This window comes from Halopseudomonas xiamenensis (assembly GCF_014219065.1).
GTDB classification, from domain to species: domain Bacteria; phylum Pseudomonadota; class Gammaproteobacteria; order Pseudomonadales; family Pseudomonadaceae; genus Halopseudomonas; species Halopseudomonas xiamenensis.
This window is the reverse complement of record NZ_JACLGO010000019.1, coordinates 16,657-40,483: the sequence shown is the minus strand read 5'-3', so window position 1 is coordinate 40,483 and position 23,827 is coordinate 16,657. Positions and strand designations below refer to the sequence as shown.

Here is a 23,827-nt window from a genome sequence, read left to right as displayed (position 1 = left end):
TGACCGCCCCTGCCGCTTCGCTGGTCAGCTGGCGGCCCTCAACTATACTGCGGTGGAACCACGCCGTTGTGCTCCCTTGCATGAAGCGGAATACGCCCTCGGCGTAGCGCTTCGGGCACAGCCTCTCGCCTGACCAGCAATGAGGACTTTCCTGTGACGACCACCGTAGTGAGAACCTATCCAGCCGCGCTGCATCCGCTGCATGCGGTATTGCTCGCCGGCACCATCCCGCTGTTTCTCGGCGCTCTGCTCAGCGACATCGCCTATGCCTCCAGCTACCAGATACAGTGGAGCAACTTCGCTTCCTGGCTGCTGGCCGGAGCGCTGGTGTTCTGCGGTCTGGCGGGGCTGTTCGCCATCGCCGGCCTGGCCCGTAGCGAACGGCGGCATGGACGTCCTCTGCTGTATCTGGTTCTGCTACTGGCCACCTGGATCCTCGGCTTTCTCAATGCCCTGGTGCATGCCAAGGACGCCTGGGCAATCATGCCCGCCGCCCTGATCCTGTCGGTGATCGTGATGATCCTGGCCTGCGCCGCCACCTGGATCGGTTTCTGCAGCGTGCATGTAGGAGGTCGGGAATGAAGATTATCCACAGCCTGTCGATCGTCGCCGTCTCCATTGCGCTGGCCGCCTGCGGTGACTCCGAGCCCAAGCAACTCTACGGCGCCAATCCCGACCTGCCGGACATGCAGCGCGGCCTGCTGCCGAGCATGACCATCGCCAAGCCCGCCGAGTGGGGCGACCAGGTGCCGTTGACGCCGCCGAACTACACAGTCACCGCCATCGCTACCGACCTGAAGATTCCCCGCCAGACCCTGGTATTGCCCAATGGCGACATCCTGGTGGCCGAAGGCCGGGGCGGCAATGCCGCCAAGCTCAAGCCCAAGGACGTGATCGCCGGTCATATCAAGGCCAAGGGCAACACCTCGGTGGAGAGCGGCAACCGCCTGACGCTGCTGCGCGACAGTGATGGCGATGGCGTCTACGAGGAACAGACCGTGTTCGCCGAGGATCTCAACGCGCCCTACGGCCTGGCCCTGATCGACAACAACCTGTATGTCGCCAACCAGGATGCGCTGGTGCGCTTCGATTACGAAGAAGGCCAGACCCGGGCCAGCGGTCCGCCGGACAAGATCACCGACCTGCCATCGGCGATCAACCACCACTGGACCAAGGCGATGACCGCCAGCGCCGACGGCCGCTACCTGTATGTCGGTATCGGCTCCAACAGCAATATCACCGAGCGCGGCATGGAAGCCGAGGTCGATCGGGCACTGGTGTGGCAGATAGACCCCTTGACCGGCGCCTACAAGCCCTATGCCACCGGCCTGCGCAACCCCACGGCGCTGGCCGTCCAGCCGGGCACCGGACAGTTGTGGGCGGTGGTCAATGAGCGCGACGAACTGGGACCGGACCTGGTACCCGACTACCTGACCTCGGTACGCGAGGGTGGCTTCTACGGCTGGCCCTATGCCTACTGGGGGCAGAACGTCGACCCGCGGGTCAAACCCCAGGACCCTGACAAGGTAGCAGCGTCGATCACCCCCGACTACAGCCTGGGTTCCCATGTCGCTGCACTGGGTCTGGACTTCTCCACGCCGGCGATGGGACCGGACTTCGCCGATGGCGTGTTCGTCGGCGAGCATGGCAGCTGGAACCGCAAGGAGCCGGTCGGCTACAAGGTGGTGTTCGTGCCGTTCAGCAATGGCCGCCCCACCGGCGAACCGATCGATTTCCTCTACGGTTTCCGTGGCGAGGATGGCAAGACCCGCGGTCGACCGGTCGGCGTGACAGTGGACCCGCGCGGCGCACTGATCGTCGCCGATGACCTGGCCAACACCATCTGGCGGGTAACCCCCAGCCAGTGACGAACGGAGGCGTCAAAGCCTCCTGCACGGGTCGCTTTACCGGGCGCCAGGGTTTATCCTTGGCGCTCTGTCATGACTTCAATGGTTGCAACGGATGCGTACCTACCTCATGGGGATTGCCCTGCTGCTGGCCAGCCCGGCCCTGCTGGGCTCGACGATCTACAAATACACCGATGCCAACGGGGTGGTCACCTACACCGACCAGCGCGTCCAGGGCGCCAAGGTCTTCGTGTTCAGCGACAACATGGTCGAGAACAACGACCGCCAGGTCTATGTCACCACCCGCAAGCATGCCGGTGGCGATACCCTGGTGGTGAACAACGACCTGTATGCCCCGGTCGAAGTCGAGCTGGAAATCACCTCTGCCGAACACGTGCTCGGCGCACCGACCAAGCCAGTACGCTGGGTATTGCCACCGCGCGGGCAGATTCGCCTGCTGACCCTGGCGCCGGACGGCAAGGGCACGCCACGCTACCAGCACAAGCTGCGCTATGCACTCGGCGACCCGCGCGCCGAACACAGTCCCCTGGCCTATCCGCTACCCTGGCGGGGTGGCCCGTTCCGCATGACCCAGGGGCCGGGTGGGCGCTACAGTCACACCGGGCCGAAAGGCCGCTACGCAGTGGATATCGCCATGCCGGTCGGTACCCCGATCGTCGCCGCCCGTGGCGGCCTGGTGGTCAAGACCGAGAACCGGCAGAGCGGTCGCGGCACCAACCCCGCCGGCAACTTCGTTCGGGTTCTGCACGATGACGGCACCATGGGCGTCTACCTGCACCTGAAACAGGGCTCGGTCAATGTGCGCGAAGGTCAGCGGGTACGCACCGGCGAACTGCTGGCGCTGTCCGGCAATACTGGCAACAGCACCGGGCCGCATCTGCACTTCGTGGTGCAGAAGAACACCGGCCTGAACACCGTGTCGATTCCCTTCGAGTTTTCCCAACCGGTGAACAGCATGCCCAACTTTGCGGTGGGTGGGGAGCGCTGATGAGTCAGGGGCAGGAAGGCTGACGCCGCACCCTGGATAGTAGGCAACAAAAAACCCGCCGCAGCGGGTTTTTTGTCAGTCAGGCAGATCTTACTTGATCTTGCCTTCCTTGTAGATCACGTGCTTGCGAACAACCGGATCGAATTTCTTGATTTCGATCTTGTCCGGAGTAGTACGCTTGTTCTTGTCGGTAGTGTAGAAATGACCAGTACCGGCAGAGGAGATCAGACGAATCAATTCACGCATGACACTGCTCCTTAGATTTTTTCGCCGCGGGCGCGGATGTCGGCCAGAACGGCATCGATACCACGCTTGTCAATGATACGCATGCCCTTGGCGGTAGTGCGCAGACGGACAAAACGCTTTTCGGATTCTACCCAGAAGCGGTGGTGCTGCAGGTTAGGCAGAAAACGACGCTTGGTTTTGTTGTTAGCGTGGGAAACGTTGTTCCCAGTCACCGGGCCTTTGCCGGTCACTTGACATACTCGAGACATGGTTAACCCTCTCCAACCACTTGCCCAACCCGAACTGGTTGGAAGTCATAAAAAGAATCTGTTGTCCAGCCGGGGCAAGCCTTCGCGCATCACTGTAAGGTGCTGATTACAGGTGCAGCCCCGAGAAGAGCGGAGCTTTATACCAAAATGCGCCCCCCCAGGCAACGATTTTTCACGTGCAAGCCCTATAAAAGCCCGCGTTCGGCGAAGGAAACCGGATCACCGTCACCTACCACCAGATGGTCCAACACCCGTATATCCACCAGCGCCAGCGATTCCTTCAGGCGCCGGGTCAGCAGCAGATCGGCCTGGCTGGGTTCGGCCACACCCGACGGATGGTTATGGGTCAGGATCAGCGCGGCGGCATTGTGCGCCAGCGCCCGCTTGATGACCTCGCGCGGATAGACGCTGGCGCTGTCCAGGGTACCGCGGAACAGCTCCTCGAAGGCGATCACCCGGTGCTGGTTGTCCAGGTACAGGCAGGCGAAGACCTCGTGCGGCAGCGCCATCAGCTGGCTGCGCAGATAATCGCGTACCGCCCCCGGCGAGGTCAGCGCATCGCCGCGCTTGAGTTCCTCGAACAGGTGCCGGCGGGCCATTTCCATTACCGCCTGCAATTGCGCGAACTTGGCCGGCCCCAGGCCCGGGTGTCGGCAGAAGTCCTGCTGGCCCGCCTGCAGCAGGGCGCGCAGGCTGCCGAAGCCACTCAACAGTTGTCGGGCCAGATCGACCGCGCTGCAGCCCGGCAGACCGGTACGCAGGAAGATCGCCAGCAGCTCGGCGTCGGACAGGGCCGCAGCGCCCTGCAGCAGCAGTTTCTCCCGGGGCCGTTCAGCCGCCGGCCAGTCGGTGATGGGCATGGCAGGTGCTCCTTGCTTGGCGGTGGCACGTACTTCCCTTGCGTGCGGCAACGCGGGGAGTATAGGTCTGCCCCGCGACCGGGGTCGAGCAGCCGATGGGAGGGGCGTGACGGGGTCGGCATATGCTATCGTTAACGCCATTTTCCGGGCGCGCTGATAGGCAGCGGCGCCGTGGGCCGGAGTCGACGATGCAGCGGTTGTTCAACAAGCAGGTGGTCCTGGGAGTCAGCGGCGGTATCGCTGCCTATAAGAGCGCCGAGCTGGTGCGCCGGTTGAAGGATGCCGGGGCCGAGGTGCGGGTGGTGATGACCCGCGCCGCCTACGAGTTCATCACCCCCCTGACCCTGCAGGCGCTGTCCGGCAACCCGGTGCACGGCGACCTGCTGGACCCGGCCGCCGAGGCCGCCATGGGCCATATCGAACTGGCACGCTGGGCCGACCTGGTATTGATCGCCCCGGCTACCGCCGACCTGATGGCGCGCCTGGCCAATGGCCGTGGCGATGACCTGCTGACCACCCTGGTGCTGGCCACCGATGCGCCGGTCGCCCTGGCGCCGGCGATGAACCAGGCCATGTGGCGCGACCCGGCGACCCAGGCCAACCTGCAGACGCTGTTGCAGCGCGAGATCCGGGTATTCGGCCCGGCCGCTGGCGAGCAGGCCTGCGGTGATATCGGCCCAGGGCGCATGCTCGAGCCGCTCGACCTCGCCGCACGTTGCGCCGACTGCTTCGAACTCGGCCTGCTCAGCGGCCGCCATGTCTTGATCAATGCCGGGCCGACCCGCGAGGCGATCGACCCGGTGCGTTACATCTCCAACCACAGCTCCGGCAAGATGGGTTTTGCCCTGGCCGAGGCCGCCGCCGAGGCCGGTGCCCGGGTCACCCTGGTGGCCGGTCCGGTCAACCTGCCGACCCCGCCGCGGGTCGAGCGCGTCGATGTGATCAGCGCCGCCGAGATGCTGGCCGCCTGCGAGGCGGCATTGCCGGCGGACCTGTTCATCGCCTCGGCCGCAGTGGCCGACTATCGCCCGGCCGCCTGCGCAGCCGGTAAGCTGAAGAAGGACACCAGCAACGACTCGGGCATGACCCTGCAACTGGTGCGCAACCCGGACATTCTCGCCACCCTGGCCAGCCATGCGCAGCGGCCCTGGTGCGTTGGTTTCGCCGCCGAGACCGATGACGTGCTCGGTTATGCCAGCGACAAGCTGACCCGCAAGAACCTGGACCTGATCATCGCCAACGATGTCAGCCAGCCCGGCATCGGCTTCAATTCCGACGACAATGCCGTGACCCTGATCGACCGCAGCCTGACCCCGCAGTCGCTGCCGCGCGCCAGCAAGCACAAGCTGGCCCGGCAGATCATCGCCTTCATCGCCAACCATCTGAACACCCCAGCCTGAGGACATATTCATGCACGCTCTGCAAGCCCGGATCCTTGACCCCCGCCTCGGCCAGCAATGGCCGCTGCCCGCCTACGCCACCGAAGGCTCCGCCGGGCTGGATCTGCGCGCCATGCTCGATGCCCCGCTGACCCTGGAGCCGGGCCAGACCACCCTGCTGCCCACCGGGCTGGCGATCCATATTGCCGACCCGGGCCTGGCGGCGATGATCCTGCCGCGCTCCGGGCTGGGTCACAAGCATGGCATCGTGCTGGGCAACCTGGTCGGGCTGATCGACTCGGACTACCAGGGCGAGCTGATGGTCTCCTGCTGGAATCGCGGCCATCAGTCGTTCAGCATCGAGCCGGGCGAACGCATCGCGCAGATGGTACTGGTGCCGGTGGTGCAGGCGTCGCTGGAGATCGTCGAGCAGTTCGACGACAGCCAGCGCGGCGCCGGTGGTTTCGGACACACCGGCAGTCACTGATCGACCACTGGCTCATGCACGGAGGCAAACACCAGAGATGAAACTGACCATACCCAGACTGCGCCGACAACCTCAGGGCCTGCCCGCCACCCTTGGCCCATTGCTGCTGATGCTCGCCGGCTTGGCCGCCGCGCTGGCCCTGCTGTGGCTGCTGCTGTTCGCCCCGGCCGCGGAGAACTACCGCCAGGAGCTGGGCAACGCCTATGCCGCCCAGCAGCAGAGTGCGCTCAATCGCAGCCTGGCGCGTATCGATGCCGATCTGGCCCGGGTCGCCGCCAACCCTCAGCTGCAGGTCACTCTGCAACAGGGCGGCAGTGCGACCCTGGAACGCCTGCTGCACTATCAGTTCGCCGACAACCTGGCGATCCATACCTACCTGCCGGGCGCGGCACGGGTGACCGATGATCCGCAGGCACCCTTGAGCTTTGCCGCGCTGGACATGATCCGCCGGGCCGAGCGCGGGCTTCCGGTGCCGGTCGAGGCGCACCGGGTAGGCGACAGCTGGCGGCTGTATGCCGTGCAACCGCTGCGCGCCTCGCCCACAGCGCCGATCGGCGGCACCCTGCTGGCGGTGTTCGACATGCAGCGCCTGACTGCATTGCTGCCAACGCTGCCAGCCGACGCCGGCCAGGTCCGGCTGGTCCAGCAGTTCCCCGGCGCGCCAGCGCAGACCCTGTACCAGGCGGGCAGCGGCCAGGCCCCGGTGCTGCAGCTGAATACCGACAATCCGGCCTGGCGCATCGAGTTCCGCGGCGGCGCGGCCATGGCCGCCGGTGCGCCCAACCCCTTGCTGCTTGCCGGTGCCATATTGCTGGCCCTGGCCGGCGCACTGGCCAGCCTGCTCGTGCTGCAGCGCAGCTGGAGCCGGGCGCTGGCCGCCGATTCCGACACCCTGCAGCAGCTGACCCGCGGGCACAAGGCTGCCGGCCTGCAACTGGGTCCACTGGAGCCGGTGGCGCAGGACATCATGGCGCTGGCCACGCGCGCCAGCCAGGCGCCAGTGAGCCGGCCGGCTACGGCCCCGGCAGTCGCACCGACCACGCCGGTGACCATGGAAGAAGCGCTGCCGCCGCTGGATGACGTGCTGGATATCGATATCCTCGATGAGCTGGACGAGGAGCCGGGCAGCGGCATCCCCGAGCTGCCCGCGGAAATCTTCCGCGCCTACGACATCCGTGGCGTGGTCGGTCGCACCCTTACCGCCGAGCATGTCTACTGGCTGGGCCGGGCCATCGGCAGCGAATCGCTGGATGCCGGCCAGCCGCAGGTAGCGGTGGCCCGCGACGGGCGCCTGTCCGGCCCCGAACTGCAGGAGCAACTGGTACGCGGCCTGTGCGACAGCGGCTGCCAGGTGATGGACCTGGGCATGGTGCCGACCCCGGTGCTGTACTACGCCACCCATGTCACCGAGGCCAGCTCGGGGGTGATGCTCACCGGTAGCCACAACCCGCCGGACTACAATGGCCTGAAGATCGTCATCGCCGGCCAGACCCTGGCCGGCGAGCGCATCACCGCTCTGCACCAGCGCCTGCGGGACAATGCCCTGCACCTGGGCAACGGCAGTTGCGCACCCCTGCAGATACTCGACGACTATTGCCAGCGCATCGTCGATGATGTGCTGCTGGCTCGCCCGCTCAAAGTAGTGGTGGACTGCGGCAATGGCGTCGGCGGGGTAATCGCCCAAACCCTGATCGACCGGCTCGGCTGTGATGTGATCCCGCTGTATTGCGAGGTCGATGGCACCTTCCCCAATCATCACCCGGACCCCGGTAAGCTGGAGAACCTGCAGGACCTGATCCTGATCGTCAAGCAGCATGGCGCCGACCTGGGCATCGCCTTCGATGGCGATGCCGACCGTCTCGGCGTGGTCACGCCCAATGGCGAGAGCATCTGTGCCGACCGCCTGCTGATGCTGTTCGCCGAGGACATAGTGACCCGCAACCCCGGTGCCGACATCGTATTCGACGTGAAATGCACTCGCCAGCTGCCACAACTGATCAGCCGCCTGGGTGGACGCCCGGTGATGTGGAAGTCCGGCCATTCGATGATCAAGGCCAAGATGCGCGAGACCCAGGCGCTGCTCGGTGGCGAGATGAGCGGCCATGTGTTCTTCCAGGAACGCTGGTACGGCTTCGACGATGGGCTGTATGCCGCTGCCAGGCTGCTGGAGCTGATTTCCATGCTGGCCGTGGACCGCGATGGCATCAACGCCCTGTTCGGACGCTATGTGACCGGCATGAACACGCCGGAGATCAACCTGACGGTGGGCGAGCAGCGCAAGTTCGAGCTGATCGAGTCGCTGCAGCGCAGCGCCGACTGGGGCGAGCAGGCCCGCATTACCACCATCGACGGCATTCGCGTCGACTACCCCGACGGCTGGGGCCTGGTACGCGCCTCCAACACCACACCGGTGCTGGTGTTGCGCTTCGAGGCCGACAGTGCCCCCGGGCTGGAACGTATACGTCAATTGTTTCGCAGTCAGCTGGCCGCCGTGGCCCCTGACCTTGAACTAAACAGCCTGTGACGACCGGCACCCCGGCAGCAGGTTGGCAGAGATTCTGACCAGGAGAGAAGAACCATCATGTTGAGTCGTGACGCCGCCACCCAGGTATCCCGCATCCTGACCGAGGCGCTGCCGTACATCCAGCGCTTCACCGGCAAGACCATCGTCATCAAGTATGGCGGCAACGCCATGGAGAGCGAGGAGCTGCAGGCCAGCTTCGCCAAGGACATCGTGCTGATGAAGACCGTCGGCATCAACCCGGTGGTGGTGCATGGCGGTGGCCCGCAGATCGGCGACCTGCTCAAGCGCCTGAACATCACCAGCGAATTCATCGAGGGCATGCGCGTCACCGACAGCGCCACCATGGACGTGGTGGAGATGGTGCTCGGCGGCCAGGTCAACAAGAACATTGTCAACCTGATCAACCAGCACGGCGGCCAGGCCCTCGGGCTGACCGGCAAGGACGCCAACCTGATCCGTGCGCGCAAGCTCAAGGTCAGCCGCCGCACCCCGGGCATGGACAAGCCCGAGATCATCGATATCGGCCATGTCGGCGAAGTCTCCGAGGTCAACGTCAACCTGATCAACCGGCTGATCTCCGATGACTACATCCCGGTGATCGCCCCCATCGGCGTAGGCAAGGACGGCGCCTCCTACAACATCAACGCCGACCTGGTGGCCGGCAAGGTGGCCGAAGCGCTGGGCGCGGAGAAACTGCTGCTGCTGACCAACATCGCCGGCCTGATGGACAAGCAGGGCAAGGTGCTGACCGGCCTGACCACCGCCCAGGTCGATGCGCTGATCGCCGACGGCACCATCTACGGCGGCATGCTGCCGAAGATTCGCTGCGCACTGGATGCGGTGCAGGGCGGTGTCGGCAGTGCCATCATCGTGGATGGCCGGGTGCCCAATGCGGTACTGCTGGAGATCTTCACCGACACTGGCGTCGGTACCCTGATCACCAACCAGCAGCAGGGATGAGTGCCATGCAGCAAAGCGACTTCCGTTTCAGCACCCCATTGCGCGTGCGCTGGGCCGAGGTTGACCCGCAGAGCATCGTGTTCAACGGGCATTACCTGAACTATGCGGACGTGGGCATCACCGAATACTTCCGCGCCCTGCGCCAGGCCAGCGACAACCCCGACCTCATCGGCAGCGACTTCTTCGCCGTGCGTACCGTGCTGGATTACCAGGCCCCGGCCATGTTCGACGATGTGCTGGACATCCATGTACGGATTGCCAGACTGGGTAACAGCAGCCTGCAGTTTCTGCTCGGCATCTACCGGGGCCAGGAGTTGCTGGTCAGGGGGGAGATTGTCTACGTCCATGCGGATATGGCAACCCGTCGCCCCCAGCCCATAGGCGCGGCCTTCCGCGATGCCATCCTGCGCTACGAAGCCACTGCTCCGGAGGACGCCAGTCGTAGCTGATGGCTATTCGCCGCGAGGGCGCGGCTCCCACAAACAGCGGCTCCAAGTCCATGGATTGCCGCGCCCTGCGGGCTCGCAATGACGGCGATATCGCCGCTCACTGTGGGAGATTCTATGGTTCCATGCAAGCGGGTTCGAGTGCTGCAGATGGCATGCTTGTAGGAGCGCCGCCCCGGCGCGACGGCGGGCGACGCCCGCCCGCACCTGCCTCAACTGCCAGCCAACTCACTCTGCAAATGGGTGTCGTGCAGCAGGTTGTCCGCCAGCGGGCAACGCCGCTCCACTTCACGCAGAAACGCCTGTTTCTGCTCCCGGCTCAGGTCCGCGTCGATCTCCACCTGCAGGCGCAGCGCCTGGAAGCCGGGCCGGACACTCGCGTCACGCCCAAGCAGGCCATTGGGGTCATAGTCGGCCTGGATGGCAAAGCGCATGCTGCGCAGCTCGATCTTGCGCTGATGCGCAAGAAACCGGCCGATGGTGCCGAAGCAACCGGCCAGTGCCGCCAGGATCATTTCCAGCGGCGTGGGTCCGCTATCCTGGCCGAAGGCGGATCTCGGCTGGTCCATGACCAGTTGATGGGACCCGCACTCGACCCTGATGGCGAAGCCCTCGTCCAACTGCCCTTGTACTTCAATGGTTTTCAGGCCCATATCCCCACCTCAACGACGCTTGCCGGTATTGATCTTGAGCAACCAGTAGGCAGGGCAGAAACGCACCACGCCGGTCACTACCAGAATCAGTCCCAGCCAGCCCCACCAGCCGATTACCCCGAACAGGCTCAGCCCGATCAGCACCAAACCGGCAACGACACGCAGTAAACGGTCAAGACTTCCAATATTCATTTGCATATTCCATCCCTCAGCATAATAGGCACTCAATACTTACCAGTTGCTACCACCAATATTAAGACAAACCTAATTTAGGTAAATCTAATATTTAAGGCAAGCAGAAATCCACCAAAACATAGGGCCAGGTTGAGGGGGAATCAGAAGATGGGGAAACTGCCGGCTCAGTCAGCCAGCAGCTGCGACAGGCGTTGGCGGCGCTCGGCGAAGGCGCCGTTGACCGTGTCGATTTCCTCGCGGTTACTGGCTATCCGGCGTTGCAGGCGGCCCTGCTCGGCCTCGATCTCCCGCAGCTGCTGCAGCAATTGCCGGTCCACTTCGCGTCCGGCGCGTTCCTGCGCGGCGGCGCGACTCTGCAGGTCGTCACGCTGGGACTGCAGGGTCAGCAGGTCGGCGTCGGCGGTGGCGATCAGGTTCTCGATCTGCTGGATCTGTCGGCCGTGGGCACGGTCCAGGTCGGCCAGGCTGGAATACAGCCGCAGCAGGGTTTCATCAGCGCTGTTGCGGCGCCGTTGCTCCAGTTCGGCGGCCCGTGCCGCCTCACGTTCCTCGCGGGTCGGTGCCGCCGGCACCACCTGCTTGACCCGGCCATCGCTATCCAGCACTTCATAGCCGCGGCTGACATACTGGGGTGGCACGCTGCGATCCAGCACAGTGACACCCTTGTCATTGATATAGCGATACAGCTCGGCGGCATCAGCCGCGACGGCCGCACCACCGATCAGTACCGCCAATGCCTGATAACCGATCCTTTTCCGCATAACGGGACCACCCTGTCCTGACTGTTGACGGCCTCCCGATCAGATGCCGTATTGCTCGCGATACGCCTGCACCGCAGGCAGGTATTTGCGCAGTTGTTCATCATCCTCGAGGAAAGCCAGGATCTGCGTCAGCGAGACGATGCTGATCACCGGGATACCGAAGTCGCGCTCGACTTCCTGGATCGCCGACAACTCACCCTGGCCGCGCTCCTGCCGGTCCAGCGCAACCATCACCGCCGCCGGCTCGGCCCCGGCCGCCTGGATGATCTGCATCACCTCGCGGATCGCGGTGCCGGCGGTGATCACGTCATCGACGATCACCACCCGGCCCTGCAACGGTGCGCCGACCAGCGAACCCCCTTCGCCATGATCCTTGGCTTCCTTGCGATTGAAACAGTATGGCAGATCGACATCAAAGCTGTCAGCCAGCGAAACAGCGGTGGCCGCCGCCAGCGGGATGCCCTTGTAGGCCGGACCGAAGATCATGTCGATCTCCTTCGGGCCATTGTGAATCAGCGCCTGGGCGTAATAGCGCCCCAGCCGTGCCAGCGCACTGCCGGTGTTGAACAGACCGGCATTGAAGAAGTAGGGACTGGTGCGACCCGACTTGAGGGTAAATTCGCCAAAGCGCAAGACGTTGCGATCCAGCGCAAAACGAATGAATTCCCACTGATATTCGTGCATCTATTACCCTCGTCGTTAACAAAAATCGCTTCAGCTCGGGTATCATACACGCACGTTTTTGAGGGAGCCATGTATGCGAATCATCAGTCTGAATGTCAACGGTGTCGAGGCCGCTGCGGCCCGGGGTCTGTTCGACTGGCTGCGCACGCAGGATGCGGACGTCATCTGCCTGCAGGACATTCGTGTCACCGCTCCCGAGCTGGAACAGGACCCCTATTGGCTGGATGGCTACTGGCAATACTGCTTCGAGGCAGAAGTGCCCAGCCAGGGCGGCGTAGCCATCTATACCAAGACCGCCCCCAAGGCGATCATCATGGGCCTGGGCTTCGAGCTGGCCGACCGTTACGGTCGCTATATCCAGGCGGATTTCGACAAGGTCAGCATCGGCTGCCTGCTGTTGCCGTCGGGCCGTGACGGGGATGTCAGCCTGAACCACAAGTTCAAGTTCATGAACGACTTCACCACCTACCTGAACAAACAGCGTCGCAAGCGCCGCGAGTTCATCTACTGTGGCTCGCTGCACACCGCGCACCTGAAGCTGGACGTGAAGAACTGGCGCGACTGCCAGCACCAGCCAGGCTTCATGGCACCGGAGCGGGCCTGGATGGACGAAATCTTCGGCAGCCTGGGCTATGTCGACGCCCTGCGCGAGGTCACCCGCGAGTCCGACCTGTACAGCTGGTGGCCGGACAGCGAACAGGCCCAGGACCTGAACCTCGGCCTGCGCTTCGATTACCAGATCCTCACCCCCGGCCTGCGGCGCTTCGTCAAACATGCCAGCATCCCGCGCAAGGTGCGCTTCTCCGAGCATGCGCCGGTCATCATCGACTACGACTGGGTGCTGAGCATCTGACGGTGAGGCTCTCCCTCGTGGGAGCGCCGCCTCGGCGCGAAGCGGCCTGCCAGCCGGCAGAGTGATCGGCAAGTCCCCATCGCCGCGAGGCGCGGCTCCCACTATCCGTGCCGACAAAGCCATGTTTCCCCGCGCAATGCAATGCACCCTATTTCTGTGCATTCTTGATAGCGATCAAATATTGATCACCCGCTCCCGTGCTAAATTGAACGGCACTTGATAACACCCTTTCCTATATGAATAGCCTGCCGCGTGCCAGCGCGGCATTCCCGTGGAAGTGCCTATGTCCGACTCCCAGAAACAGGATTGGACTCCCCAATCCGATGCCGTACTGCGTGACCAGCGCGCCGCCTATGACCGTATGCGCGAACAATGCCCCGTGGCCTGGAGCGACTACGCTCACTGGAGCCTGTTCCGGCATGCCGATGTCAGCCGCGTGCTGCATGACCATAAGCGCTTCAGCAGCCAGGTATCGCGACACGTGTCGGTGCCCAACGGCATGGACCCGCCCCAGCATACCGACTACCGCGCCATCATCGAGCCCTACTTCAATGCCGAGCGCATGGCGGCGTTCGAGCCGATATGTCGTGAAATCGCCGAGGATCTTGCACTCAGTGCCCTGCAACAGGAGCGGATCGAGCTGATGGCCGCTTTCGCCCAGCCGTTTGCCCTGCGTATCCAGTGCGCCTTCATGGGCTGGCCACTGACCCTGCAGGACAGCCTGCTGGACTGGGCCAGGCGCAACAACCGCGCCACCCTGCAGCGCGACCGCAACGCCCTCGGCGCTCTGGCCGCCGAGTTCGAGGCGTTGATCGCCGGGCTGCTGGCCGACCGGCGGCGTGCCAATGCCACCGCCGAGGACGATGTGACCAGCGCCCTGATGCATGAGCAGATTCATGGGCGAATGCTGAATGATCAGGAAATCGCCAGCATCCTGCGTAACTGGACGGTGGGCGAGATCGGCACCATCGCCGCCTCGGTGGGTATCCTCGCGCAGTTCCTGGCCGCCCACCCCGAGGTGCAGCGGCAACTGCGGGACGACCCCGACCTGCTGTGGCAGGCCAATGACGAGATACTGCGTATTCATGGCCCGCTGGTCGACAACCGCCGGCTCACCACCTGCCCGGTGCACCTTGGCGATCGCCAGATCCCGGCCGGGCAGCGCCTGACCCTGAACTGGATCGCCGCCAACCGCGATCCCGAGGTGTTCCCCGCCCCGGATCGTTTCTCGCTGGAGCGTGATCCTGCGCAGAACCTGCTGTACGGTGCCGGCATCCATGTCTGCCCCGGAGCGCCGCTGGCGCGCATGGAGCTGGTGATCGTCATGCGCAGCCTGTTGCAGCACAGCCGCGAACTCAGCCTGATTGCCGAACAGCCCGCCACCTTGGCGACCTATCCTGCCAGCGGCTACGCCAGCCTGCCACTGCGTCTGTGTTGAGGTCGTGGATTGCCATGCCCTACGACGCCGGTTAACTCCGGACTGCCACACCCTGGCCCGCCCCAATGGCATTTTATCGCTCTCTACTCCGTCATCCTCGGCACCGGCCGAGGATCCTTGGTTCAGGTGAACTCGGAGTAGCCGGTGGATCCTTCGCCTACGCGAAGGATGACGGGCCTGGACGAGCATGCCGGTGGCGTGTTCAAGAGATCCTTCACCTGCGCGAAGGATGACGGTGTCATGTGAATGGTCTGGTCACACAGGGGCGACAAGGGCCGCATGGAGGCGTATGATGGCAGCTGATATCGCTTCCCATTATCATAACAATTCCATCACCGGTGGCCCGCTCTGCAACTATTGCGGCGCACTCCACCGGCACTGCGATCTGTACAAGCCCAGTGAGCCGATGCCGCCTGTTGCCCTGCGCCGACGGGCCGGCAGCCGGCTGACTTCCTGACAATCAGTGATGCAACCCGTACCGGCGTCGCCGGTGCGGTTGAGGATTCGTTTACAGAGCAATGGCAAAATCCGCAATCAACCTGCCCAGCTATCAGTGGGCCGTCCTGGCCGGCGGTACGGCCCTGCTGCTGGGCCTGCTCATGCTGTCCATGACCACGGGCGCGGGCGTCTACGGGGCAACGGAAGTGCTCGGCTACCTGCAGGGCGACCCGGCGCGGCTGGCCGATGACAAGCTGGCCATGGTGATCAACACCCTGCGCCTGCCGCGCACCCTGGCAGCACTGGTGGTCGGCGCCAGCCTGGCGGTGGCCGCCACCCTGCTGCAGAGCGCCACCCGCAACCCGCTGGCCGAACCGGGGCTGCTCGGCGTCAACGCCGGCGCGGTGATGGGGCTGGTACTGGGGCTGATCTTCTTCGGGGTCGAATCGACCCACGGCTACCTGGTCTGGTCCAGTGCCGGCGCCCTGCTCGGCAACCTGGTGGTACTGGGTATCGGCCTGATGCTGGGCCAGGCCAGCCCGCTGAAACTGATTCTCGCCGGGGTGGCACTCAGCGCGGTATTCGGTGGCATCTCCAATTATCTGCTGCTGGCCAACCAGACCGCGCTGGAGCAGTTCCGCTTCTGGAACCTGGGTTCGCTGTCGGCCTCGGAGCTGGATGCGGTCGGCGTGGTCACCCCGGTGGTGCTGATCGCCCTGGCGCTGGCGGTCATGCTGTGCCGGCAACTGACGCTGATGCAGATGGGCGACGCCCAGGCCAAGGCGCTGGGTATCCACACCACCCGGGTACGCATCGGCGTACTGGTGGCCTCTACCCTGTTCACCGCCTGCGCCATCTCGATCGCCGGTCCGATCGGCTTCATCGGTTTCCTGGCCGCCTACTGCGCGCGCCTGGTCGAGCCGGTGGCATTGACCACCCAGATGCTGTTCTCGGCGCTGTTCGGCGTGCTGTTCCTGCTCGCGGCGGACATCCTCGCACGCTGGGCGATCCAGCCCTACGAGATGCCGGTCGGCACGCTACTGGCGGTGATCGGCGCGCCGGCGCTGGTGGCCATCGTGCTGCGTGGCGGCTTCCGCTCCCTGCTGTCGGTGAAATGACCATGCATACCACCACCCCCACCGGCGTCTGGCGCCTGCAACTGGGCAGCGCCACCCTGCTGCTGCACCGGCGCACCTGGCTGATGACACTGCTGATGCTCTGCCTGCTGCTGCTGATGTTCGTGCTGTCAGTGAGCCTCGGCTCGGGCAACATGGGCGTACGGGAGGTCATCGCCACCCTGACCGGCAACGGCAGCAAGCTGCAGGAGATCATGCTGTACAAGATCCGCCTGCCACGGGTCGCCGGGGTGATAGTGGCGGGCCTGGCCATGGGCATGGCCGGCTGCCTGATCCAGACCCTGGTGCGCAACCGGCTGGCGACCCCGGACATGGTCGGGGTCAACGAGGGCGCCTCGCTGGCGGTCATCGTGTTCGCCATCTACCTGACACTGGGTGCCTGGCCGTGGTGGGCCTCGCCGCTGGGCGCGGGGTTGGCGGCCGCGGCGCTGTTCGTGCTGTGCCGGCGACCGGGCGAGCAGGGCTACCTGTTCATCGTCATCGGCATCGCCATCTCCGAGCTGTTCAATGCGCTGGGCGAGTTCGCCATGTCCACCCAGCCACTGAGCCACCTGACCAGCATCTATTTCTGGACCATGGGCCACTTCGCCCATGCCAGCTACCAGGCGATCAACCCCATAGTGCTGATCCTGCTGTTGCTGTGTCCGCTGATGGCAATGATCAACCGACCGCTGGCGCTGCTGCGCTTCGGCGATGCCACGGCGCGCAGCCTGGGCGTCAACGTGACCCCGGTGCAGCTTGGCATACTCGGCCTGGCGATCCTGATCGCCTCGCTGGGCACCGCCATCGGCGGGCCGGTGGTGTTCATCGCCATGGCCGCGCCGATCCTCGCCTCCTGGCTGGCACGGGACAACCTGGCGCCGATCTGGCTGGCGGCGCTGTGCGGCGCGGTACTGCTGCTGGGCAGCGATATCCTGGTGCGGGTACTGGCCCAGCCCAACGAGATTCCCACCGGGATCATGACCCGCATCCTGGGCGGCTTCCTGCTGCTCTTCCTTCTGATCAAAGACAGACAGTGGTCCGACTGATGACAGTACTGCATGCGCGCAATCTGCAATTTGGCTATCACGAGAAAGGCGTCCTGCACGATATCTCCTTCACCCTGCCCAAGGGCAAGCTGGTAGGCATCGTCGGCCCCAATGGCAGCGGCAAATCCACCCTGCTCAAGCTGCTGGCCGGCCAGTTGCCGCTGCAGCAGGGCGAAGTGGATATCCATGGCCAGCCACTGGGCAGCTTCACCACCAAGGCCCTGGCCCGGCAGTTGGCGTTCCTGCCGCAACGTCCGGTAATGGCCGATGGCATCCGCGTCGAACAACTGGTGCAGTATGGCCGCCATCCGCACCAGGGCTGGTTCAGCCAGTGGAGTGACGAGGATGCCCGCCAGGTGGAACGGGCGCGCGAACTGATGCAACTCGGGCCGATCTGGCAGCGCATCGCCTCCTCGCTGTCCGGCGGCCAGGCACAACGCGCCTGGCTGGGCATGATCCTGGCGCAGAATACCGATCTGATCCTGCTCGACGAGCCCACCAGCGCGCTGGATATCGGCTTGCAGACCGAAGTGATGGAGTCCATCCGCCAGATCACCGGCAAGAATCGGACGGTATTGCTGGTCATTCACGATCTGGGTATGGCGGCGCGCTACTGCGACGAGCTGATCGCCCTGGATGCCGGCCGTATCGCTGCCATGGGCCCGGCGCGGGAAGTGATTACCAAGGACCTGGTGGACCGGCTGTACAGCACCAGCGTGGACATTCTCGCCGCCCCGGGTGACGGCGCACCCGTTATCGTGCCGCGACGACGCCCCTTGCCAACAGTCACTGCCTCCGGGGCGAGCTGACGCCGGACGAGACGAGGTGAGACAAAATGACTCATGATGATAATGGTTCGCAATATCATCATGCAGTACCATGGCACTGCTTCCCAATTCACATTCACAGGATGCTCCGATGATCAAAGCAAAAACCTGGCGCCATGCGCTATTCCTGCTGGCCGGACTCGTCAGTGTCGGCGTCCTGGCCGATACCCGCCAGGTCGAAGACGCCATGGGCAACCGCGTCATGGTCCCGGACCAGCCACAGCGTATCGTTACCCTCGGTGAGGTGGACCTGGACGTGACCCTGGCGCTGGGCATCACCCCGGTGGGTACCACCGACGGGCGCGGCCAGGCTGCCCCGCCACGCTACCTGGCGCAGCGCCTCACCGAGCAGACCCGCTCGCTCGGACTGCTCGCCAACCCCAACCTGGAAACCCTGCTGGAGCTTGAGCCGGACCTGATCCTCACCGGCCCGATCACGCCCGAGCAACTGGCCATTCTCAATGAGATAGCGCCGACCGCGGTGTCCTACACCCAGGGCGAGCCCTGGCGCGATTCCACCCAGCGCGTAGCCAATATCCTCAACCGTGAAGCCGAAGGCCGGCAACTGCTGGAGCGCTATGAGGAGCGGGCCGCCCAGGGCCGCGAGCGACTCAGGGAGCACCAGGGCGAGAGCATCAGCATCGTGCGCTGGAACCCCAAGGGCCCGGCCTTCATGCTGCGTGACTCCTTCGCCAGCACCATTGCCGGGGACCTCGGTCTGGTGCGCCCGCCGCAACAGCAGCAACCCGGCCCGACCCACTCCATGCCGCTGAGCCTGGAATCACTGGACGTGCTGGATGGGGACTGGCTGGTGATCGGCACCCTGGCCCCAGCTGGCGAGGCGGTCGACGCCCTGCGCCAGGCCGAGAAAACGCCCATGTACCAGCAGCTCGGCGCGATCAAGAGCGGCCGCTACCAGGCGGTGGACGGCTCGGTATGGACATCCGCCTTCGGCCCGCTGGCAGCGGAGCAGGTCATCGAGGATATAGAAGCACTGATCCTCGGCAGCGACCAGGCGGAAGTGGCCGAGGCCAACCAGTAACTGCGGGTTGTCACGGGGTTCAGGCAGCGCAGGCCGGCCTGCGGGTCCGTCAACTCGATACGGAAACCGCAACGTCGGCGCTGTTCCTCCAGCGCCGCATCCAGCTGCGCGTCGCCGCACAGCGCCAGCATGCCACGGTGGCCACACCAGCCGGCACCGAGCAGCCGGCGCCAGAACGGCCCATCACCCTGCAGGGTATTGATATCCGGGCGCCGGCGCAGCAGCGCCGCCAGGGCCTGCGGCTCATGCTGCAAGCGCGCCGGGGCGACCTCCAGGTAGCCGCCGACCCACAGCGGGCCGAGCATGTCGAGCAGGGCGGTCGGCTCGTCCAGCGCCGCCGTGAACAACCAGCGGCTGCCGCAGCAGGCCTCGATGCGCTCGCAGGTCTGCTGCAGAAACAACGCCAGGGCGCGGCGCACAATCACCCTGCCCTGGGTCTGGGTGCCATCGTCACGCTGCAGCAGCAGGCAGGCCGGCAGCTCATCGTCCTGTTCAGGCCAGCCCTGCGGCGCGCACCATCCCGGCCGCAGGACGTGGACCGGCATGGCAAAGGCGCGATGCAACGGCATGCTTGCCAGCACCAGGCGCACCCGCACCTGCCGCGCGGCCCGGTTCAGGCGTGACAGCGAGCGCTCAGGCTCCAGCGGGACGAAGCAGAGCCCGGTACGGATGCAGGCCAGCACCGCCGCCAGCAGCTCCGGCGAGCGCTCCAGGTACAGTCCCACCCGGTCTCCGGGGCGCAAGCCACGCTCGGCCAGTTGCCGGGCAATATGCGCCGCGCGCCCGGCCAGCTGTTCATAGCTCCACTGTTCACCGTCACAGCCCAGGGCAACCAGCTCGGCATGCTGTCGACACACTGCGGCCAACCGCAGACCAAGCGACGTTTCGTCTGACAGATCATCGAACCCGAACATGCTGTGCCCCCTCTCGCCTGGGTGAATCGCCAACCGGCAACTCACTTTTCAAATAAGAATGATTAGCATTTACTATGGAGAAGGTAGCCGCTCCCCACGCTGACGTCAATCCACGTAGAAGGCTTTATTCGATAACGGGCACGACACTGCCCTGCATTGCGGCAGTACCGGAGGGCAAACAGGGGAACCGGGCGGCTGGCTACCCGAGGGTAGCCAGCCCGGGAGTCACTTGATCAGGCGCAGGCAGAACGGGTAGCGGTAGGGCGCACCCTCGTTGGCCTTGATAGCGGCGATGATCATCAGCACCACCGCACCGACGATGACCACCCCGATCAGCAGGAAGCCGACCGCGACCAGCATCAGCAGTACGCAGACCAGCGCCGCGATCAGCACGGTGATCTGGAAGTTCAGCGCTTCCTTGCCCTGCTCATCGACGTAGGGATGCAGGTCTCTTTTCAATTGCCAGATGATCAGCGGGCCAATGAGGCTGCCGATCACCGGCAGGAAATACCCGAGAAAACCGGCGAGATGCGCGATCATCGCCCACATCCGCGCTTCACGATCAGGCTCTGTCACCTCGATGCGGGATTGATCAATATCCACCATTGCCTGCACTCCTCGCGTTATTGGTCCTGTTGAGAATAGCCGAACAACGGCAACTCAGTCTTCCAGCGCAGCCAATTGCTGCGCGAACAGGTCGGTGATACCGCTGCGCGCCAGTTCCAGCATCGCCGTCAGCTCCTCGGGCGTGAAGGGCGCCGCCTCGGCGGTACCCTGCACCTCGATGAAGCCACCCTGATCGGTCATCACCACGTTCAGATCGGTGCCGGCGGCAGAATCCTCCGGATAATCCAGATCCAGCACCGGCACGCCCTGGTAGATGCCGACCGAGATCGCCGCGATCATCTGCACGGCCGGCATTTTCTTGATGGCACCGCGCTTTTTCATCGCCCGCAGTGCATCCACCAGGGCCACACAGGCACCCGTGATGGACGCCGTGCGCGTACCACCGTCGGCCTGGATCACATCGCAATCGATATAGATGGTGTTCTCACCCAGGCTTTTCAGATCCACCGCCGCGCGCAGCGAACGACCGATCAGGCGCTGGATCTCCAGGGTGCGACCGCCCTGCTTGCCCTTGCTCGCCTCACGCTGCATGCGCTCGCCGGTGGCGCGGGGCAGCATGCCGTATTCGGCGGTGATCCAGCCCTGCCCGCTGCCCCGCAGAAAACGCGGTACCCCGGCCTCGACACTGGCGGTACAGATGACCTTGGTATCGCCAAACTCGACCAGCACCGAACCTTCGGCATGCCGGGTGTAATGGCGGGTCAGGGTTACCTGACGCATCTGGGCTGCTGCGCGGCCGCTGGGTCGTTTCATTTTCAAGATCCTTGCACTGCATGTGTGAGCCGCGATTATACGGGCCCACCATGGCTAACAACAGCCACTGTACCCCCGCATCGGTGGACGGAGTACAATGCCCGCCTGATAAAAAGACACATTCAGAGAACGGGAGTTTATCGATGGTTTACAGCATGACGGCTTTCGCCCGCAGCGAACTCAGCATCGACCAGGGCAACCTGGCGTGGGAACTGCGTTCGGTCAACCATCGTTACCTGGAAGCCACCCTGCGCCTGCCCGAAGCCTTCCGCGAACTGGAAGGCCCGCTGCGTGAACGCCTGCGCAAACAGCTGGCCCGGGGCAAGGTCGAATGCACCCTGCGCTTCAACCCCAGCACCGATACCAGCCAGGGCCTGAGCCTGAACCAACCACTGGTCGAGCAACTGATCGCCGCCGCCGGGCAGCTCAACAGCCAGCTGCCCAACCCGGCCCCGATCAACCCACTGGAACTGCTGGCCTGGCCCGGCGTGCTGACCGGTGCCGAGCAGGAGCAGACGGACCTGGTCAAACAGGCCGACCAACTGTTCAATCAGGCATTGCAGCAGCTCAAGGAAAGCCGCGCCCGGGAAGGTGCCGAGCTGCGCGCGCTGATCGAGGAACGGCTGGACAACATGGCCGAACGGGTCGCCACCCTGCGCGAGATGATGCCGACCCTGCTGGACGCCCACAGGCAGAAACTCATCGACCGCTTCAACGAAGCAAAACTGGAACTGGACAGTACCCGTCTGGAACAGGAACTGGTGATGCTGGCACAGAAGATCGACGTCGCCGAAGAACTCGACCGCCTCACCACCCACATCAGCGAAACCCGCCACGTCCTCGCCAGCCAGGCCGCCATCGGCCGGCGCCTGGACTTCCTGATGCAGGAATTCAACCGCGAAGCCAACACCCTCGGCTCCAAGGCCATCGACGTGCGCAGCACCCAGGCGGCGGTGGATCTCAAGGTGTATATCGAGCAGATGCGGGAGCAGGTGCAGAATATTGAGTGACGGCGGCCAGCACGCCATCTGAAATGACCTGCGGTTGAAATCCGCACCTGGGAGTGTAGTGCACCTGCGCTACGCGATCACAGCCATCAGCCCCACGCTGACGCCCGGCCCCAGGACTGCTATCATGCCCGGCTTGTCCATCCCGCATCGAAGATGTCGCCTTGTCCCTGTCCACCAGCCGCCTGAACGTCTATCGTCAGCCGGGCTTCATGCCCTTTGTCATCGCCCGCCTGCTGGCGGTGTTCGCCATGCAGATCCAGGCCATCGTGGTGGCCTGGCAGATCTACGAGATCACCGGCGACCCGCTGTCGCTGGCCTGGGTCGGGCTGGCGCAGTTCCTGCCGATGCTGTTCCTGCTGATGCCGGCCGGCGATCTGATCGACCGCTACAGCCGCAAGCTGATTCTCGGCCTGTCCTGGATAGGTGCGGCGCTGTGCAGCGGCATCCTGCTGTGGCTGACCGCGCGCGGCGAGCATGACCCGGCCTGGTTCTACGGCGCGCTGGTGCTGTATGGCTGCTCCCGCGCATTCATCGGCCCGGCGCTGCAGAGCCTGTTGCCGCAGATAGTGCCGCGCGACCAGTTGGCCCAGGCGATTGCCGCCAACAGCACCATCATGCGTACCGCGACCATCCTCGGCCCGGTGCTGGGCGGCGTGCTGTATGCCATCGGCGGCGGCGAGCTGACCTATGCCGTGTGCCTGGTGTGCTTCGCCGGCGGGCTGGCGCTGCTCAGCCGGGTGCCGGTGCTGTATGCCGAGGCCATGCAGATCACCGAGACCTCCGGCTGGAAGCGCTTCACCGCCGGGCTGCACTTCATTCGCACACGACCGATCATCCTCGGTACCATTTCCCTGGACCTGTTCGCCGTGCTGCTCGGCGGCGTGGTCGCACTGTTGCCGATCTATGCCAGCGATGTCCTGCATGTCGGGCCCGAAGGCCTGGGCATCCTGCGCAGCGCCATGGCCATCGGCGAGATCTGCGTCGGCCTGTACCTGAGCGCCAGACCGTTCAACCGCAATGTCGGCAGCACCATGTTCATCGCCGTGGCCCTGTTCGGTGTGGCCAATCTGGTATTCGCGCTGTCGACGCTGTTCTGGCTGTCCTTCGCCGCGCTGCTGGTGGCCGGAGCGGCGGACATGGTCAGTGTGTACATCCGTTCGGCGCTGATCCAGTTCTCCACCCCGGACGCCATGCGCGGTCGGGTCAATGCGGTGAACATGCTGTTCATCGGCTCGTCCAATGAGCTGGGCAATTTCCGCGCCGGTACCAGCGCCGCCTGGTTCGGTGCGGTGCCCGCGGCGCTGATCGGCGCGCTCTGCACCCTCGGCGTGGTGGCCGGCTGGGCCGCGGCGTTCCGTACCCTGCGCCAGGTCAATCACTTCGAGGATGCCTCGCCCGAGCGCGAGGCCCGGACCACGGCGCCATGACGGCGCCGGCTATTGGTTTTATACTGCGCCCACGT

25 protein-coding genes and 1 pseudogene are annotated in these 23,827 nt (G+C 64.6%); 16 read left to right on the top strand and 10 right to left on the bottom strand.

The annotated features are described in order from the left end of the window. Positions 1-153: 153 nt before the first annotated feature. The 3 genes from H6X51_RS13185 (at position 154) to H6X51_RS13175 (ending at position 2,856) form a co-directional block, all read left to right on the top strand. Complete coding sequence (locus tag H6X51_RS13185) at positions 154-582, top strand: DUF2231 domain-containing protein (RefSeq protein ID WP_185267953.1); 429 nt, start codon at positions 154-156, stop codon at positions 580-582. Next, positions 579-1,868 (top strand): PQQ-dependent sugar dehydrogenase, encoded by a 1,290-nt coding sequence (locus H6X51_RS13180; protein ID WP_185267952.1) that lies wholly within the window; start codon positions 579-581, stop codon positions 1,866-1,868. Before H6X51_RS13185 ends, H6X51_RS13180 begins: the two co-directional genes overlap by 4 nt. 94 nt (positions 1,869-1,962) lie before the next feature. Continuing rightward, a complete protein-coding gene (locus H6X51_RS13175) occupies positions 1,963-2,856 on the top strand; it encodes a peptidoglycan DD-metalloendopeptidase family protein (protein ID WP_185267951.1) in 894 nt (297 codons plus the stop codon). A 90-nt stretch (positions 2,857-2,946) separates the two neighbouring features. Here H6X51_RS13175 and rpmG read toward each other — a convergent pair whose 3' ends face one another. The 3 genes from rpmG to radC form a co-directional block, all read right to left on the bottom strand. Continuing rightward, on the bottom strand, positions 2,947-3,102 hold the full coding sequence (gene rpmG / locus H6X51_RS13170; protein WP_007894709.1) for a 50S ribosomal protein L33: 156 nt from the start codon (positions 3,100-3,102) through the stop codon (positions 2,947-2,949). 11 nt (positions 3,103-3,113) lie between these two features. Further along, positions 3,114-3,350, bottom strand: a complete 237-nt coding sequence (gene rpmB, locus H6X51_RS13165; RefSeq protein WP_185267950.1) for a 50S ribosomal protein L28 — start codon at positions 3,348-3,350, stop codon at positions 3,114-3,116. A gap of 185 nt (positions 3,351-3,535) precedes the next feature. Then, positions 3,536-4,210: a RadC family protein gene (radC, locus tag H6X51_RS13160; RefSeq protein ID WP_185267949.1), complete on the bottom strand. Its 675-nt coding sequence runs from the start codon at positions 4,208-4,210 to the stop codon at positions 3,536-3,538. Between the two features lie 188 nt (positions 4,211-4,398). Here radC and coaBC point away from each other — a divergent pair, with 188 nt between their 5' ends. The 5 genes from coaBC to H6X51_RS13135 are packed head-to-tail and all read left to right on the top strand — an operon-like array spanning position 4,399 to position 10,009. Next, positions 4,399-5,610 (top strand): bifunctional phosphopantothenoylcysteine decarboxylase/phosphopantothenate--cysteine ligase CoaBC, encoded by a 1,212-nt coding sequence (coaBC, locus tag H6X51_RS13155; protein WP_185267948.1) that lies wholly within the window; start codon positions 4,399-4,401, stop codon positions 5,608-5,610. A gap of 10 nt (positions 5,611-5,620) precedes the next feature. Next, a complete protein-coding gene (dut, locus tag H6X51_RS13150) occupies positions 5,621-6,076 on the top strand; it encodes a dUTP diphosphatase (RefSeq protein WP_185267947.1) in 456 nt (151 codons plus the stop codon). A gap of 37 nt (positions 6,077-6,113) precedes the next feature. Continuing rightward, a complete protein-coding gene (locus H6X51_RS20345) occupies positions 6,114-8,600 on the top strand; it encodes a phosphomannomutase/phosphoglucomutase (RefSeq protein WP_185267946.1) in 2,487 nt (828 codons plus the stop codon). Between the two features lie 54 nt (positions 8,601-8,654). After that, positions 8,655-9,560: an acetylglutamate kinase gene (argB, locus tag H6X51_RS13140; protein WP_185267982.1), complete on the top strand. Its 906-nt coding sequence runs from the start codon at positions 8,655-8,657 to the stop codon at positions 9,558-9,560. Next, complete coding sequence (locus H6X51_RS13135; RefSeq protein ID WP_221627346.1) at positions 9,557-10,009, top strand: acyl-CoA thioesterase; 453 nt, start codon at positions 9,557-9,559, stop codon at positions 10,007-10,009. The genes argB and H6X51_RS13135 overlap by 4 nt, the downstream gene beginning before the upstream one ends. A 209-nt stretch (positions 10,010-10,218) precedes the next feature. Here H6X51_RS13135 and H6X51_RS13130 read toward each other — a convergent pair whose 3' ends face one another. The 4 genes from H6X51_RS13130 to pyrE form a co-directional block, all read right to left on the bottom strand. Next, positions 10,219-10,659, bottom strand: a complete 441-nt coding sequence (locus H6X51_RS13130; protein ID WP_185267944.1) for an OsmC family protein — start codon at positions 10,657-10,659, stop codon at positions 10,219-10,221. Between the two features lie 9 nt (positions 10,660-10,668). After that, positions 10,669-10,857, bottom strand: coding sequence for a YgaP family membrane protein (locus tag H6X51_RS13125; RefSeq protein WP_185267943.1), 189 nt, complete (start codon positions 10,855-10,857; stop codon positions 10,669-10,671). A gap of 161 nt (positions 10,858-11,018) precedes the next feature. After that, entirely contained in the window at positions 11,019-11,615 is a 597-nt protein-coding gene (locus tag H6X51_RS13120) for a DUF4124 domain-containing protein (RefSeq protein ID WP_185267942.1), read from the bottom strand. Positions 11,616-11,654: 39 nt separating this feature from the next. Continuing rightward, the gene (gene pyrE, locus H6X51_RS13115; protein WP_185267941.1) at positions 11,655-12,299 is read right to left on the bottom strand and encodes an orotate phosphoribosyltransferase; all 645 of its coding nucleotides are present in this window, start codon (positions 12,297-12,299) and stop codon (positions 11,655-11,657) included. 73 nt (positions 12,300-12,372) lie between these two features. On the opposite strand from pyrE, the gene H6X51_RS13110 reads away from it, so the two are divergent. The 6 genes from H6X51_RS13110 (at position 12,373) to H6X51_RS13085 (ending at position 19,061) form a co-directional block, all read left to right on the top strand. Beyond that, entirely contained in the window at positions 12,373-13,152 is a 780-nt protein-coding gene (locus H6X51_RS13110) for an exodeoxyribonuclease III (RefSeq protein WP_185267940.1), read from the top strand. A gap of 283 nt (positions 13,153-13,435) precedes the next feature. Beyond that, entirely contained in the window at positions 13,436-14,590 is a 1,155-nt protein-coding gene (locus tag H6X51_RS13105; RefSeq protein WP_185267939.1) for a cytochrome P450, read from the top strand. A gap of 518 nt (positions 14,591-15,108) precedes the next feature. After that, positions 15,109-16,146 (top strand): FecCD family ABC transporter permease, encoded by a 1,038-nt coding sequence (locus H6X51_RS13100; RefSeq protein ID WP_185267938.1) that lies wholly within the window; start codon positions 15,109-15,111, stop codon positions 16,144-16,146. 2 nt (positions 16,147-16,148) lie between these two features. Beyond that, positions 16,149-17,192 (top strand): FecCD family ABC transporter permease, encoded by a 1,044-nt coding sequence (locus tag H6X51_RS13095; RefSeq protein WP_185267937.1) that lies wholly within the window; start codon positions 16,149-16,151, stop codon positions 17,190-17,192. Continuing rightward, positions 17,192-18,001 carry an ABC transporter ATP-binding protein gene (locus H6X51_RS13090; RefSeq protein ID WP_185267936.1) on the top strand — a complete coding sequence of 270 codons (810 nt, stop codon included), beginning with the start codon at positions 17,192-17,194 and terminating at the stop codon, positions 17,999-18,001. Before H6X51_RS13095 ends, H6X51_RS13090 begins: the two co-directional genes overlap by 1 nt. Before the next feature lie 109 nt (positions 18,002-18,110). Beyond that, positions 18,111-19,061, top strand: a complete 951-nt coding sequence (locus H6X51_RS13085; RefSeq protein ID WP_185267935.1) for an ABC transporter substrate-binding protein — start codon at positions 18,111-18,113, stop codon at positions 19,059-19,061. Between the two features lie 584 nt (positions 19,062-19,645). Here the strand turns inward: H6X51_RS13085 and H6X51_RS20110 are convergent. The 3 genes and pseudogenes from H6X51_RS20110 to rph all read right to left on the bottom strand — a co-directional run. Then, positions 19,646-19,975: pseudogene (locus tag H6X51_RS20110) on the bottom strand (AMP-binding protein); the annotation flags it as partial. A gap of 225 nt (positions 19,976-20,200) precedes the next feature. Then, positions 20,201-20,581, bottom strand: a complete 381-nt coding sequence (locus H6X51_RS13080; protein WP_185267934.1) for a DUF4870 domain-containing protein — start codon at positions 20,579-20,581, stop codon at positions 20,201-20,203. A gap of 54 nt (positions 20,582-20,635) precedes the next feature. Continuing rightward, positions 20,636-21,355 carry a ribonuclease PH gene (rph, locus tag H6X51_RS13075; protein WP_185267933.1) on the bottom strand — a complete coding sequence of 240 codons (720 nt, stop codon included), beginning with the start codon at positions 21,353-21,355 and terminating at the stop codon, positions 20,636-20,638. Positions 21,356-21,498: 143 nt separating this feature from the next. On the opposite strand from rph, the gene H6X51_RS13070 reads away from it, so the two are divergent. Continuing rightward, positions 21,499-22,365: a YicC/YloC family endoribonuclease gene (locus H6X51_RS13070; RefSeq protein ID WP_185267932.1), complete on the top strand. Its 867-nt coding sequence runs from the start codon at positions 21,499-21,501 to the stop codon at positions 22,363-22,365. A gap of 161 nt (positions 22,366-22,526) precedes the next feature. After that, positions 22,527-23,792: an MFS transporter gene (locus H6X51_RS13065; RefSeq protein ID WP_407925971.1), complete on the top strand. Its 1,266-nt coding sequence runs from the start codon at positions 22,527-22,529 to the stop codon at positions 23,790-23,792. Positions 23,793-23,827: the final 35 nt, after the last annotated feature.